The following is a 15,058-nucleotide window of genomic DNA, read 5'->3' on the forward strand; positions in this document are numbered from 1 at the left end:
CTGCCGGCCCTATTTTTCCAGAATGTCGTCCAGGGACCTGGCTTTTAAAAGCGCCTCGACGGTATTCTGTATTTTTAACATCTCGTGATGTACCTTACAGCATTCCTTCCGCTCCTGCCGGTCGCAGAAATGGTGAATGCACTCCAGTACCGCAAAATCAGGTTCGATGGCAGTTATGACATCATAAAGGGTAATATCATGAATCGGCCTCCCCAACACATAACCACCGCCCGCACCGCGCCGGATCGACACAAGACCGGCCCGGTTCAGCTTCCTGGTGATCTTGTAGGCAAATGCCTCCGGTATCTGCTCCAGCTCACAGATCTCTCTGATATTCCGCTTCTCTCCACTCTTCAGCGCACGGACGATCCGGATCGCATAGTCACTCTCTTTGGTAAACAGCATCGGCCATCTCCCCTTTGTTTTGTTATAATTATATCAAAGTGGATGCTTTTAGTCAACATTTTTTATCATTTATTATCAAAAACTTCCTGCAGCTGTCCAGTACCCTCACAGTTACAGCGCCAAGCCCGTTCCTACCCACTCACAGATCAATGATGGAACAGGCGGATACCGGTAAATGCCATGGCAATGCCGTACTTGTCGCAGGTCTCGATCACATTGTCATCCCGCACGGAACCGCCCGGCTGTGCAATGTACTTCACTCCGCTCTTGTTGGCGCGCTCAATGTTGTCGCCGAAGGGGAAGAACGCGTCAGAGCCGAGAGCCACGCCGGTCATGCGGTTTAACCACGCCCTCTTCTCCTCTTTGGTGAATACCGGCGGTTTTACCTTGAAGGTCTTCTCCCACACGCCATCCTCTAAAACATCCATATATTCGTCGCCGATGTACACGTCGATGGCGTTGTCGCGGTCCGCACGCTTGATCCCGTCCACAAACTGCAGATCCAGCACCTGGGGCGCCTGGCGTAAAAACCAGTTGTCGGCCTTCTGTCCTGCCAGCCTGGTGCAGTGCACTCTGGACTGCTGCCCCGCGCCGATACCGATAGCCTGACCGTCCTTGGCAAAGCAAACGGAATTGGACTGGGTATATTTTAAGGTAATAAGGGAAATCACCAGGTCTAACTTTGCCAGATCCGGTATTTCCTTGTTCTCCGTCACCACATTGCTTAAAAGGTCGTTGTCGATCACAAGATCGTTCCGCCCCTGCTCAAAGGTCACGCCGAACACCTGCTTGTGCTCGATCGGTGCGGGCACATAGTCCTTATCGATCTCGATCACGCAGTAGTTGCCGTTTTTCTTGGATCTTAAGATCTCCAGCGCCTCCGGCTCATAGCCCGGCGCGATCACACCGTCGGAAACCTCACGCTTGATCAGCTTCGCCGTGTCCACGTCACACACATCCGACAGGGAAATAAAATCGCCGAAGGAGGACATCCGGTCTGCGCCTCTGGCTCTTGCATAAGCGCTTGCAATCGGAGACAGCTTGCCCATATCGTCTACCCAGTAGATCTTGGCCAGGGTCTCATCCAGAGGCAGGCCCACCGCAGCTCCTGCCGGGGATACATGCTTGAAGGAGGTAGCCGCCGGGAGACCGGTAGCGGCTTTTAACTCCCGCACAAGCTGCCATCCGTTGAATGCGTCCAGAAGGTTGATATACCCCGGTCTGCCGCTTAATACTTTGATCGGCAGTTCTTCTCCCTCCTCCATGAAGATTTTTGCAGGTTTCTGGTTGGGGTTACAGCCATATTTCAGTTCCATCTCGTTCATGATCTTCTTCCTCTCTGTATGTGTTCGTTGTCAACTATAGCTTTTACTGGTTCTTATTGACGATCTTTGTCTCATAGGCGCCGGTCTCAATATCAATATACCGTACAAACAGGGACACCTTGTTGTCCTCGTTTAAGCTGTTCCACAGCATGTCCGTGAACGCGTCCATATCGTCCATCATGCCCACCAGCTTCGGCTCGCCTTCAAAGCTGGGCAGCGGATCGCCGTCGTGCATATAGGTGTGGATGAAATGGCCCTCGCCCGCAGCCGGATTCTCGTAGGCAAAGGTATAACGGTTGCAGGCATCCGGGTTGCCGTTATTGCTCTTTAATATGGACATGGCATAGTTGTAGCCGCCGTTCTCCAGGTGCATGATACCGGAGATCCGGGGAGTGTAGTTGGGACCGTCCGGCTCGAACTCGCGGCAGCGCAGGGACTGCTCAAAGGTCAGCTGCTTGTCCATGCCCTCGTAGATGGTGTCGGTCTGGTCTCCGTTGGTCACGATGGTCTTGTTGCCCAGCACACGGACCGGTGCGTAGATGATCAGGCTCGGATCCTCCAGTTTGGACGGATCAAAGGCCTGGGTGCGGATCCCCGCTCCGTCCTCAACGAACACACGGTTCCGGCTGTTGGAGCTTCTGCCCATGATAAAGTAGGCAGCCACCGCCTTTTTTCCGTCGGGTGTTTTCCCGATCACGATCCCTCTGCCCGGGTAATCGTTGGTTTTCAGTTCCTGCTCCAGTGATAACATGTTCATAGAATATCCTCCTTTGTTGATATCTCCTTTTTTAACGTCTCTCAGAAACCATATCAGATACACCAATGCGCATCCCACAAATCGTTCAGGGATTCCCTTCTTCTATACTGCAAAAAGACCGCCCGGGTACCACAAAAACATGGCGCCCAGGCGGTCGGCTCTGACTATTGTTACGTGCTCCCCTGTGGTTCCCCACTTATCCGCCAGTCGCACGCTCTGGATTTATCATAATAGATTTGAGGCGGATTTGCAAGTATTTTATCTTTCATTTTTATTCATTTCTATTCATTCCGGATCGCCGCCAGCGGACTCAGCTTCATAGCTCGCAGAGCCGGGAAGAATCCGGCGGCCATCCCCACCAGGATCGCGAATCCGATCGCCGCCAGGGCAAGCCAGGACGGAATCCTGGAGATATCCCCGTCCATACCGGTCATGGTCTGCGCGATGGCAAGAAACCGGTTCATGGCAAAGGACACCCCATAGCTGAACGCAACTCCGATGACGCCCCCCAGAAATCCGATAAAGCCGGACTCCAAAAGGAACATATTGCGGATCACTCCCATATCACACCCCAGCACCTTGATCACGCCGATCTCTTTGGTCCGCTCGTAAATGGACATCATCATGGTATTGGCGATACCGATCGCCGCAACGAACAGGGAGACCGCGCCGATACCGCCAAGCACCGCCTGGATCATATTGGACTGTTTCTCCGACTGCTCCATCCAGTCTGCACGGCTGTAAGCCTGGAATCCCATGTCTGTAAGCTGCTTCTGAACATCCGTCACATTTTCCATCTCATCCACATTGACCACACAGGAGCTATAGATAAAGTAACGGTAGGGCTTCCCCTTTTTGTTGGTGGGCTGGCCCGGAATCACATTTTTCTTAAATATCTTTTTCAACTGTGCTTCCAGAAGATCCAGCTGGGTGTACACGGAGTAGGCATAGTCATTGTAATCGTCCACAGTTCCTTCTACGATCCCCGCAGTTGGCAGGATGTATTTCTTCGGGGCTTTCGGCTTATTTTCACCTTCTCCCTGGGACTGATAATAAGCATCCGTGTCAAAGATCACAAAAAGCGGCCTTCCCATCAGGTCTACATCGGGAAGTTCCCCGGTCATCCAGTAATTGCCTCCATTGCCCTTGTCATCCGTAAACCACTGGATCACGGCATTTCCAAAAATAAGCTGAAGCTCCTTGTCGTCCCTCGTGGGAATCTTTCCCTGTCCAAGGGGGATCTGCTGCAGATATTCGATCGGCGCTCCGGTCAGGGTCATGCCTGAGGAATATTTCCCCTGCCTCATGATCACCTGGACCTCCAGCAGTGGATATACGCTGGTCACATGTTCGATCCGGCCCATCTGCTTCACCGTATCATCTGTTATATAAAGCGGCTCTGTCTTGTCATCGCTTCCGCCCCAGTAACTGTCGCTCCGCACCTCGACCGCCGTCAGGCTGCCGTAGGAGGAGATCAGCTCACGGTTCAGTTCATTCAGGCCGATACCAAGGGAAACCATGACCACGATAGATGCCGTCCCGATGATCACGCCAAGGACCGTCAGAGCGGTCCTCAGCTTTCTTCTTCTCAAATTGTTCAGGCTCATACCGAGCAAATCCACAAATCTCATGGTCTTCTGTCCTCATTTCCGGTATATGGTCTGCGGTTATTCCTCGTCATCCTCAAATGCTTCCTGCTCTTTTTTATGTTTCCGGTATTTGATCCCGATCACGATCAGGATCAGGCTCAATACCGCCACAGCTCCCAATGCTGCCGGCAGCAGAAGGTTCTGGTACTTTTCCATAAATCCCGGCTCTTCCATGGGAATATCATCGAAATTGCCCACGTCCATATCTTCCATAAAGGACATATCCTCCGTCACAAACAGGGACAGTTCCTTCTCTTCCTCGGAAACCTCGCCGTTCTCATCCTCGTATGAGATAATGACCTTTACCTTCCCGTCGTCAGCCGTAGGCGCAGCACCGGTCAGCATACAGTCCACATTGCCTGTCTCGCCGGGCTTGATATTCCCGACGTAGGTGTCCGTGGTCTGGATAGAATCCGCCTCAAACTTGACCATCACATTGTAGAGCATGACCTTTCCGGTATTGTTGATACCAAACATAATGTTGGATTCTTCTCCAACGGAGATGGACTCCGGCATGATCTCAAAGGTACCTGTGTTCAGACGCGGGATCTGCTTGATCGGGATATCCACCGCCATGCTCTCCTCTGCATTCTTGAACTCCGGGCTGTCGAACTTGGCCTTGATCGTCAGGCCGTAGGAACGCTGATCCACACCCGCCCGGGAGCTTAAGCGGAACTTTACCTCTTTTGTCGCCCCGGCTCCTAAGGAGCTTAAGGCAACGGAGGTGGAGCCGGACTCCGTGGTAAATACCGGGCTGTCGGATACCTTTTCCGACTCTACGGTCAGAAGGATATCGGAGGCGGAGACGCTGCTGGACGCGTTCTTGACCTGCAGTACCAGGTCAAAGCTTTCTCCGGCGATAATGGTCTCAGGAGTAGTTACGAATCCGTCTACGATCAGACGTGCTTTTGTCCTGTCATGTTCATTGAATTCCTCATAATCATCCTCCTTCTCCTTGTTGTTCACATGGACGTAAAAGGAGGTCTCGTAGGTCTGCAGCTCATCGCCTGTGGAGCTGTCGGAGTAAAATATCTTCATGTTGATCGGATAGTAACCGGTGTATGTATCCTCGCGGATCGCAAAGCTGTAGCCCAGGGGTACGGTCTCATCCACTCCGATCTTTTCAAACATCCTGTCATAGTTGGCGTCATTGATCTGGAAGGGGAACTTGGCGCTGTCCGGGTCTAAAACCATGCTTGCCTTTACGTTGTATACGGTGGCGGGGCTGTTGTTGCGGAGGTTGATGGTAAAATTCATCACATTGGGATAAGTGCCGTCCGGTGTGCTCTGTCCTTCGCCCAGGACAAAGTCATAGGTCTTGTTCTCATCGTCATCGTCGTCGCCTGTGGTGGTGGATTTGGTGATCCAGACCTGGAGGTCTCCGTATCCGATCTGGTCTGTGTAGCCTTCTCCACTCACCTTACGCAAAACAATGACCGGAACTTTATAGTAGCCTTCGGATAAGTCGCTGCGCACGCGGCCTGTCAGGGAAACGGTCTTTTTGCCGCTCAGGGCTCCGATCCTTTTCGGATTGTCTCTGTCAGGAAGGGATGTGGTATCCTCAAATGGAAATGCATAGCCATGCGTCCTGTCTTCCTCATCTTCGTCCCAGATCTCGCCTCCGGTCACATCAAATGCGATCGCCGCATCCTCGATCCTGGTTCCATGGCTGTCAACCTGGAAAGACACTGTCATGTTCTTTCCAGTTTTGCCGCGGGTGATCTTATCGGTTGATACGGATACCTCATCGGCAAACGCGGTCACCGGCATTGCTGCAATCGTCATGAGTACCGCCAGGAGGGCGGTCAGACTACGTTTCCACATTTTCATACTCTTAATCTCCTCTTTACGCTTCAGTCAGCTGGTTGTCAGGTGTGCTGCCGGAATCTGGTTCCGCGGGGGTATCCGGGGATTCCGGCGGTTGTGTATGGAGCTCCGCTTCCAGGAAGGCTTCTGGAGTAAAGTCCTCATCATCGGGATGGTACTGCTCCTCTATCTTTAATATCTTTCCGTCCACAATGTGGAACTGCCGGTCTGCAAAGGTGGCAAGATGGTTGTCATGGGTGACCATGACCAGGGTCTGGTTCTGCTCACGGACGATCCGGCGCATTAGTTTTAAGACTTCCATTGTGGTCTTGGAATCCAGGTTGCCGGTGGGCTCGTCCGCAAAAATGATCTTGGGGTTTACCACCAGCGCCCGGGCTATGCCTACGCGCTGCTGCTGTCCGCCGGACATGGCGTTTGCCATGTGCTTCATCTGCTTTTCCAGGCCTACCAGTTTCAGGTATTTTTTGGCTCTTTCGTTGCGGATCCGACGGGGGATGCCGCGGAAGGATAAGGGCAGGGCTACGTTTTCTACGGCGTTTAGGGTCTGTAATAAGTTGTAGGACTGGAAGATGAAGCCTACGTTTTCTCTGCGGAAGGCTACTAACTGGTTCTCGTTCATCTTCTCCATGTGCTTCCCTGCTATGACGATCTCGCCTTTGGAGGGCTTTTCTAAGCCGGCCAGCATGTTTAACAGGGTGGATTTGCCGGAGCCGGACGGGCCGACTATGGCACAGAACTCACCTTTGTACATGGTGAAGTCTACTCCGTTTAGGGCGTAGACTTTGTTGGTGCCTACTTTGTATATTTTGTATAGGTTTTTTACCTGGATGATCGGGGTCTTCGTTTGGGGCTTGGAGGGTGTTTCCATGGGGTGGGGGCTCCTGTGGGGGGGGCGATGAGGAGGGGGGAGCGGGCTCGGCGGAAAAAGGAGAGACGGGCTCGATGGCGCTGCGCTTCATCATCGCGGTTTGTTGTGGGGTACTGGTGTTGGGGACTCCGCAGTGCGTAAGCTGGATTCCGCTTCGCTCCATCCAGCTCACGGGCTTCGCCCTGTCAAAAAGGCCGAAACCAAATTTTCTTTTGTGCAAGCACAACGAAAATTTGGTTTTGTCCTTTTTGGCACTGCTCATTGCTTACGTGTAGATTATACACCATCCCTCCTCACCTTTGCATCTTTATTTTCTTAATCTTCCTTAAGGTTTTTTTACAATATAATATCCTATGCAATCTAACGTATTTCAACGCATTTTCTTCGCATTGATATCTCCAATTATACTTTTCTAAAAAAGTACTGGTAATCTTGTTGGGAATCAGATATAATTATCCACGAATGATATGACATTTGACTTTTATAACAAAGGAGATACGCTATGAGACACTTGTTGAACCCGTTGGATTTTTCTGTGGAGGAGATTGAGCGGCTGCTTTCGCTGGCTTCTGATATTGCTGATCATCTTCCCGAGTATGCTCACGTTTGTGACGGTAAAAAATTAGCGACTTTGTTTTATGAACCAAGTACGAGAACCAGACTTAGTTTTGAATCTGCAATGCTAAGTCTTGGGGGCAGTGTACTTGGTTTTTCTTCGGCCGATTCGAGCTCGGCGGCTAAGGGGGAGAGCGTGGCGGATACGATCCGGATGATCTCCTGCTACGCGGATATCGCGGCCATGCGGCATCCGAAGGAGGGCTCTGCACTGGTGGCTTCCCAAAAATCCGGCATCCCGGTTATCAATGCGGGGGACGGCGGGCATCAGCATCCGACCCAGACTCTGACAGACCTTATGACCATCCGTTCCCTTAAGGGACGGCTTGACAACCTGACCATCGGCCTCTGCGGGGACTTGAAGTTCGGACGCACGGTCCACTCTCTCATCAATGCCATGGTTCGCTATCCGAATATCCGCTTCGTGCTGATCTCCCCGGATGAGCTGAAGGTGCCGGAGTATATCCGCGAGGACGTGCTGAAGGCAAATAATGTGGAATTTAAAGAGGTCAACAATCTGGACGACGCCATGCCGGAGCTGGACATCCTCTATATGACCCGCGTTCAGAAGGAGCGCTTCTTCAACGAGGAGGATTACATCCGTTTAAAGAACTTCTACATCCTGGACAAGCAGAAAATGAAGCTGGCAAAGGACAATATGTATGTGCTTCATCCGCTCCCCCGCGTCAATGAGATCTCTACGGAGGTGGACGACGACCCGAGAGCCGCTTATTTTAAACAGGCACAGTACGGCGTCTACGTGCGCATGGCCCTTATCATGACTTTACTGGAGGTAGAAAAATCATGTTAAATATCAGTGGATTACAGGAAGGCGTGGTTTTAGACCACATTCAGGCAGGCAAGAGCCTGGATATCTATTTCCATCTGGGTCTGGACAAATTAGACTGCCAGGTGGCTATCATCAAAAACGCCCGCAGCAACAAGATGGGCCGCAAGGACATCATCAAGGTGGAGGGGCCGATCGGCAACCTGGATTTGAACGTACTCGGATACATTGACCACAATATCACCGTAAATATCATCCGGGACAATAAGATCGTTGAAAAAAAGGCGTTGAGCCTTCCCAAGAAGATCACCAATGTCATCCAGTGCAAGAACCCGCGCTGCATTACCTCCATCGAGCAGGAGCTGCCCCATATCTTCTATCTCACCGATGAGAAGACGGAGACCTACCGCTGCATGTACTGTGAGGAGAAATACGGAAAATAAATATTTAAAAGCTGCAAATCAAATGCCCTGTGCCGGCGGAACCGTGATCCGCCCGGCGCAGCGCATTTTCTGTCTCCATCAGAAAGCGGTGCCGCAAGAAACGGCACCGCCTGTTATAATCTGAGTTCCTATCCATCCGGCTCTCACCGGCTATTTCCTGATATCACGCCTGCATATGCTCAATTCGGCCTGAGATATACTCCTCCATATTCTCCCTGGAAACTTCCAGCGGAATCTCCAACTCAGTATAGAGATAATCCTCAGCCATACGCAGGTACTTCTCGTCCGTAGATGTGATCTTCTTCCCCTGGGCGCTGCGCTCTGCCTTGCGCAGATACAGGGTCTTGATGATCTTGATCCACTCTCTGCAGTCACAGGATCTCATACATTCCTTGTACTTCTCCTCGCGGAGCTTGTCACTGGTAAACCATAACTCCTCAATATCGGGTATCTCGTCGATCAGCCTCGTCGCTTCTTCTCTGGTCAGGATCCTGCGCATCAGAGTCTTCTTGCTGTCCACCGGAGTAAATATCTTCCCGCCCTTCTGACTGGATGGAGCCAACACATAAAACAATCTGTCCCGGGAAACCCCGTCCATGTTCATGGTCGTGATATCCTCAATCCTGCACACACCAGACGTTCCGTAAATAATGTATTCATTTTTTTCAAACATCCAAACACTTCCTTTTTTGTTTAGCCCGACATTACCACTTCTATTTTATCAGAAAACAGAATCAATTTCCATCTTTTTCGTATACGAAACACAAAGTTTGTGAATTATGTCTGAATTTCCAGGGTTTATACTTGTGCACTTTCCCTATTAAAACCATACATTACCAAAAATTACAGGAAATAAGCGACCTCTTCTACCGTTTCTGCCAGATAATCTGCTCCCGCTTCCATTAGTTCCTGACGGTCGCCATAACCATAGAGCACTCCCACAGACTCCAGGCCATTCCTCCTGGCTCCGATCACATCGTGCTTCCTGTCCCCGACCATGACCGCCTCTCTTCCATCGGGGATCCCGGCTGTCTCCAGCACATACCTTACCACATCTTCCTTTTTCACCCGGCTCTCATCAGGAGTCGCTCCGCCTATATAATCAAAATATCCGTCCAGCTTAAAATGCGCCAGGATCTCCTGTGCAGTCTGCTCCGGCTTGGACGTAGCCACAAAAAGCCGGCAGCCTTTTTCCTGAAGCGTTTGAAGCAGCCGCTCGATCCCCGGATACAGACGGTTCTCAAAAAGCCCCTTTGTGTTGTAATACTCCCGGAATTTCACAACTGCTTCAAAGGCTTTATCCGGATCAAACCCACAATACTTCTGCATACTGTCAGCCAGAGGCGGTCCTAAAAACGGCCGCAGCGTGTTCCGGTCTTTTACTTCAATCCCGTAATAATCAAGAGCATATTCAATGGCATTCAAAATTCCATCCTGAGAATCCGTCAGGGTTCCATCCAGATCAAACAGCACATATTTTTTCTTCATAAAAAACAGCAAATCCTTTCTGTTGTCAATAAAGTTGTCAGGAATCAAAGAGGAACTGAACTGCCAAACCATGCGGTTTGGCTGCCCAATTCCCTTTTATCATATCATCTCACGGCCGTGCCGTAAAGATGATCCAGTCATATAAATTACAGCTGAGGACCTGCAGATACCAGTGCTTTTCCTGCTGCGTTGCCCTCGTACTTTGCAAAGTTCTTCACGAAACGCTGTGCCAGATCCTTTGCTTTGGTCTCCCACTCGGAAGCGTCTGCGTATGTATCGCGAGGATCAAGGATCTTCGGATCTACGCCCGGAAGCTCGGTCGGTACTTCAAAGTTGAAGAACGGAATCTGCTTGGTCGGAGCATTGGCAATAGAGCCGTCCAGGATTGCGTCGATGATGCCGCGGGTATCCTTGATGGAGATACGCTTGCCGCTGCCGTTCCAGCCGGTGTTTACAAGGTATGCCTTAGCGCCGCTCTGCTGCATTCTCTTAACCAGCTCCTCTGCATACTTGGTCGGATGCAGCTCTAAGAATGCCTGGCCGAAGCAAGCGGAGAAGGTCGGGGTCGGCTCAGTAATGCCGCGCTCCGTACCTGCCAGCTTGGCGGTAAATCCAGACAGGAAGTAGTACTGGGTCTGCTCCGGGGTCAGAACAGATACCGGCGGAAGTACGCCGAATGCATCTGCGGACAGGAAGATAACATCTTTTGCTGCCGGAGCTGCGGAAACCGGACGTACGATCTTCTCAATGTGGTCGATCGGGTAGGACACACGGGTGTTCTCGGTCACGCTCTTGTCGTCAAAGTCGATCTTGCCGTCTGCATCCAGGGTAACGTTCTCTAACAGAGCGTCACGCTTGATCGCATTGTAGATATCCGGCTCGGAATCCTTGTCCAGGTTGATAACCTTCGCATAGCAGCCGCCCTCGAAGTTGAATACGCCGTTGTCATCCCAGCCATGCTCATCATCACCGATCAGAAGACGTTTCGGGTCTGTGGACAGGGTGGTCTTGCCGGTTCCGGAAAGGCCGAAGAAGATCGCGGTGTTCTCACCGTTTAAGTCTGTGTTGGCAGAGCAGTGCATGGAAGCGATGCCCTTAAGCGGCAGGTAATAGTTCATCATGGAGAACATACCCTTCTTCATCTCTCCGCCGTACCAGGTATTCACGATAACCTGCTCGCGGCTGGTGATGTTGAACATGGCAGCGGTCTCAGAGTTAAGACCCAGCTCCTTGTAGTTCTCTACTTTTGCCTTGGATGCATTATATACAACAAAGTCCGGTGTGAAGTCTTTTAACTCCTCCTCGGTAGGTTTGATGAACATGTTGGTAACAAAATGAGCCTGCCATGCAACCTCAACGATGAAACGGATCGCCATACGGGTATCCTTGTTGGCGCCGCAGAAAGCGTCTACTACGAACAGTCTCTTGCCTGACAGCTCGTCCAGAGCGATCTTCTTCACCGTATCCCAGGCTTCCTGGCTGGCCGGATGGTTGTCGTTCTTGTACTCGTCAGAGGTCCACCATACCGTGTCCTTTGAATTCTCATCCATAACGATGAACTTATCTTTAGGAGAACGGCCTGTGTAGATACCGGTCATAACATTCACTGCACCAAGCTCACTTACCTGGCCTTTTTCATAGCCTACCAGCTCCGGTTTGGTCTCTTCCTCAAATAAAACATCATAAGAAGGATTGTAAACAATTTCTGTGGTTCCGGTGATGCCGTACTGACTCAAATCAATTTTTGACATATTTCATCAACCTCTCTTTCATTTTATCGAAATCAAGTCTATTATCTCATTTTGTAAATAAAAAGTCAATATTTGGAACAGCAAAATATAAGAAAATTCATATGTTGTCTATAGGATTTGAATTATGTATACAATGTTGAGTTTTAAGGGCAATTTAAATAGGCGAAGGTTGTCGCGAACGGAGCGAAAGGACGGAGTGTGATAAAATATCACGGATAACATCTTACAAGAAATTGCGAATCAAAAGAGAGAGCAACCTAAATAAAAACTTCCAGGAAAAGTACTTTCAGGGAGGTGGAGGGATGTGGTATACTGGGAGCATTGATTTTAGGAATGAAGGGGTGTGTCAGGATGCATACAGGTACTTATCATATTGCGCAGGACGGCAGTGGGGACTTTACTTCGGTTTCGGAGGCGCTTTTGGCGCTGAAGGAGGTTGAGCCAGGGCCGGTGACTCTTTTTATGCACAGTGGGGTGTATAGGGAGCAAGTGGTGATCGACCGGCCTTATCTGACTCTTGTGGGGCAGGGTGCGGACTCTACGGTTTTGACTTATGGGCTGTATGCCCGGATGCCGAGTGACGACATTGGCCGGCTTGGGACCTTCCGCAGTTACTCCTGCCTGATTGACGCCCATGACGTGACGGCGCGGAACTTAACCTTTGAAAACAGCGCAGGGAAAGGGACGGACGTGGGGCAGGCGCTGGCGCTCTATGCGGATGGGGACAGGCTTGTGTTTGACAGCTGCCGCTTCCTGGGCGGGCAGGATACTCTGTTTACGGCTCCGCTCCCGCCAAAGGAGATCGAGCCAAACGGCTTTGTGGGACCCGGCCAGATGAAACCGCGGACCAGCGGACGTCATTATTATAAGAACTGTTACCTGGAGGGAGATATCGATTTCGTTTTTGGAGGCGCCGCCGCCTATTTTGAAAAATGCGAATTTTTTTCCAAAAATACAGGCCAGGAAATCAACAGCTATGTGACAGCCGCCTCCACGCCGGAGGGGCAGGCTTATGGATATGTGATGGATCACTGCCGTTTCACCGGGAACTGCCCGCCTCACTCCGCTTACTTGGGAAGGCCCTGGCGGGAGTTTGCGCAGACGGTGCTGCTAAACTGCCACATTGGAGAGCATATCTGCGAGGAAGGCTGGCATGACTGGAATAAGCCCCAGTCGCGCCATATGGTGCTCTTCGCCGAATACAAAAGCTCCGGTCCATCCTCTGACATGAAAAAACGCCCCGGCTGGGTGAAAAAACTCACTCCAGCCGAGGCGGCTCATTATAGCAGGCCGCTGGTACTTGGCGGCGCAGACCGCTGGAACCCGTAACGAGGGCTCCGGCGGATAAACATTATGTCCGAAATTCCTGTGAAAAGCATGTACTTATTTTCATGTACTTATTTAAAGAATTCATGCTTTTCGTGCTGGAACAGAAAAGTCAGTTTTCCGTCGAACCAGCGCACATTGCCGGACTGGGAGCGCTTCCGGTTCATGAAATATAATGCTCCCTGGGAGTAGTCCTCCCCTGCCAGCGCGCGGTTGACCGCTTCCACTGTCTGGTCTGTTACCTTACATGTATTAAGCCTTCCGTCATATACCGGAGAAAACTGGGACTTCTGATATACCACGTCTGTGATGTTGTCCGGGAATTCATCACTTCTCACCCGGTTTAAGATCACGTTTGCTACCAGGATCCTTCCCTTTGTATCACAGATCCCCGCCTCCGCCTCCACGATCCGTTTCAGCACCTCATAGTCCTGATCTGAATACCGGACCACCGCAGCGGCCTTCCTGGCTTCCTCGGCTTTCCTGATACGTTCCTCTTCCGCCCGCCGTTTCGCTTCTTCTGCCGCGATTCTCTGGCGCTCTCCTTCTATCTGACGGATCTGTTCCCTGGTTTCCTCCACTACGGCCCTTCGCTCCTGCCGTATCTCAAGTTCATCCTGTACATTTCTTGCCAGTGTATTGCCAACCAGCAGTTGTCCACTTTTCAGGCTGTCTGAATCCGTAAGATGTAATTGTATCTTCGCTTCTGTAAGCAGTGCAATTTCTTCAGTCTCCTTTTCCTCCTCCGGCGCATCTTGTCCAGAAGGCGTCTCTGCGTATGCAGTCAGTGCATTGTGTCCGCCTCCTGCAAATCCGACAGAAGTAAAAGTCATCACGGCTACCACTGCCGCTCCCGACAGGATCACTGCCGAAGTGCGGTACATCCGCTTCGTCACATGGACCACCGGAGTGATCAGTGTGCTGACGAACTGGCAGACCGACTGAAGAAATGAGCATAATGGAAACATACGATACTCCTCTCTCCTTCTCAAAAATAAGCAATTCCCAAAAAATCCCTCATATTTTGTCGAAAGTGGGATTTAAAACCTAAAATTGCCTGTTTTGTGGTGACGATGGTTATTATAGTGGGGGAAAGAGGATAATGTCAATAAGATTTTAATATTTTTGTGACATCTGACACCCCGGTTTTTTGTGGGTTTTCTATTTTTTGTATCTATTATATAATCTGTGGTGAATTTTCCAGCACTATTTTGTGCTGTTTTTCCATTATGATATTACGCAAATGTTACATTTTTGTTAAATATGGTGGCATAAAAAAGGAGTCGAACAGCGTCGGCTCCTTTTTATGTAAACTATTTAATTGTTTATTCCTGTGTCAGATCAGCAAATACTGCCTCAATATACTGGCGCAGATCCTCTGGATTTAAGATGACCTGCGCTCCCCGTATGCCGGCGCTGACTGCAATCTCATCGAACAGCTCCGCCATTTCTTCTATATAGGTAGGAAACTTCTTTTTCATTCCCACGGGAGAACAGCCGCCGCGGATATATCCGGTGACCGGGAGCAGCTCCTTCATGGGAAGCATCTCCACCTTCTTGTCGCCCGCTGCTCTCGCGGCTTTCTTTAAGTCCAGCTCTTCTGCCACTGGGATGCAGCAGACCAGATAACCGGTCTTCTCTCCCTTTAGCACCAGGGTCTTAAATACCGTGTCCACATCCTGTCCGATCGACTCCGCCACATGGACTCCGGACAGATCCTTTTCATCCACCTCATATTCCTGAGTCCGGTAAGGGATCCCCGCCGCATCCAACAGCCGCATCACATTGGTTTTCTCTGTCTTATGCGCCTTCATAGC

14 protein-coding genes and 1 riboswitch are annotated in these 15,058 nt (G+C 50.8%); of the genes, 3 read left to right on the forward strand and 11 right to left on the reverse strand.

Translation table 11 applies throughout. The features are described from left to right. Positions 1-9: 9 nt before the first annotated feature. The 6 genes from AB1I67_RS17105 to AB1I67_RS17130 all read right to left on the reverse strand — a co-directional run bounded on the left by AB1I67_RS17105 (position 10) and on the right by AB1I67_RS17130 (position 6,831). The gene (locus tag AB1I67_RS17105; RefSeq protein WP_367031164.1) at positions 10-405 is read right to left on the reverse strand and encodes an Rrf2 family transcriptional regulator; all 396 of its coding nucleotides are present in this window, start codon (positions 403-405) and stop codon (positions 10-12) included. A gap of 146 nt (positions 406-551) precedes the next feature. Next, a complete protein-coding gene (locus AB1I67_RS17110) occupies positions 552-1,730 on the reverse strand; it encodes a phosphoribosylaminoimidazolecarboxamide formyltransferase (RefSeq protein ID WP_367031165.1) in 1,179 nt (392 codons plus the stop codon). A 43-nt stretch (positions 1,731-1,773) separates the two neighbouring features. Further along, a complete protein-coding gene (locus AB1I67_RS17115; protein WP_367031167.1) occupies positions 1,774-2,487 on the reverse strand; it encodes an IMP cyclohydrolase in 714 nt (237 codons plus the stop codon). A 137-nt stretch (positions 2,488-2,624) separates the two neighbouring features. Next, positions 2,625-2,708, reverse strand: a riboswitch (ZMP/ZTP riboswitch). A 60-nt stretch (positions 2,709-2,768) separates the two neighbouring features. Next, positions 2,769-4,118, reverse strand: a complete 1,350-nt coding sequence (locus AB1I67_RS17120) for an ABC transporter permease (protein WP_367031168.1) — start codon at positions 4,116-4,118, stop codon at positions 2,769-2,771. 36 nt (positions 4,119-4,154) lie between these two features. Beyond that, positions 4,155-5,966, reverse strand: a complete 1,812-nt coding sequence (locus AB1I67_RS17125; RefSeq protein ID WP_367031170.1) for a CARDB domain-containing protein — start codon at positions 5,964-5,966, stop codon at positions 4,155-4,157. Between the two features lie 16 nt (positions 5,967-5,982). Next, entirely contained in the window at positions 5,983-6,831 is an 849-nt protein-coding gene (locus AB1I67_RS17130) for an ABC transporter ATP-binding protein (RefSeq protein ID WP_367031172.1), read from the reverse strand. A gap of 502 nt (positions 6,832-7,333) precedes the next feature. Here AB1I67_RS17130 and pyrB point away from each other — a divergent pair. Further along, on the forward strand, positions 7,334-8,257 hold the full coding sequence (gene pyrB, locus AB1I67_RS17135; RefSeq protein WP_367031173.1) for an aspartate carbamoyltransferase: 924 nt from the start codon (positions 7,334-7,336) through the stop codon (positions 8,255-8,257). Then, the gene (locus AB1I67_RS17140; protein WP_367031175.1) at positions 8,251-8,676 is read left to right on the forward strand and encodes an aspartate carbamoyltransferase regulatory subunit; all 426 of its coding nucleotides are present in this window, start codon (positions 8,251-8,253) and stop codon (positions 8,674-8,676) included. Before pyrB ends, AB1I67_RS17140 begins: the two co-directional genes overlap by 7 nt. A gap of 163 nt (positions 8,677-8,839) precedes the next feature. Here the strand turns inward: AB1I67_RS17140 and AB1I67_RS17145 are convergent, their stop codons facing one another. From AB1I67_RS17145 to pckA, 3 genes are all read right to left on the reverse strand, one after another. Next, complete coding sequence (locus AB1I67_RS17145) at positions 8,840-9,349, reverse strand: CarD family transcriptional regulator (protein ID WP_367031177.1); 510 nt, start codon at positions 9,347-9,349, stop codon at positions 8,840-8,842. A 170-nt stretch (positions 9,350-9,519) separates the two neighbouring features. Next, entirely contained in the window at positions 9,520-10,164 is a 645-nt protein-coding gene (locus tag AB1I67_RS17150) for an HAD family hydrolase (RefSeq protein WP_367031178.1), read from the reverse strand. 146 nt (positions 10,165-10,310) lie between these two features. Further along, the gene (pckA, locus tag AB1I67_RS17155; RefSeq protein ID WP_367031180.1) at positions 10,311-11,915 is read right to left on the reverse strand and encodes a phosphoenolpyruvate carboxykinase (ATP); all 1,605 of its coding nucleotides are present in this window, start codon (positions 11,913-11,915) and stop codon (positions 10,311-10,313) included. A gap of 351 nt (positions 11,916-12,266) precedes the next feature. Between pckA and AB1I67_RS17160 the strand changes: the two genes are divergently transcribed. Next, on the forward strand, positions 12,267-13,244 hold the full coding sequence (locus tag AB1I67_RS17160) for a pectinesterase family protein (RefSeq protein ID WP_367031182.1): 978 nt from the start codon (positions 12,267-12,269) through the stop codon (positions 13,242-13,244). A 68-nt stretch (positions 13,245-13,312) separates the two neighbouring features. Here the strand turns inward: AB1I67_RS17160 and AB1I67_RS17165 are convergent, their stop codons facing one another. Then, on the reverse strand, positions 13,313-14,209 hold the full coding sequence (locus AB1I67_RS17165; RefSeq protein ID WP_367031183.1) for a cell wall hydrolase: 897 nt from the start codon (positions 14,207-14,209) through the stop codon (positions 13,313-13,315). A 357-nt stretch (positions 14,210-14,566) separates the two neighbouring features. Next, positions 14,567-15,055, reverse strand: coding sequence for a Cys-tRNA(Pro) deacylase (gene ybaK, locus AB1I67_RS17170; protein WP_367031184.1), 489 nt, complete (start codon positions 15,053-15,055; stop codon positions 14,567-14,569). Between the last annotated feature and the right edge of the window lie 3 nt (positions 15,056-15,058).

It is taken from the genome of Clostridium sp. AN503 (genome assembly GCF_040719375.1).
Lineage (GTDB): Bacteria > Bacillota > Clostridia > Lachnospirales > Lachnospiraceae > Brotaphodocola.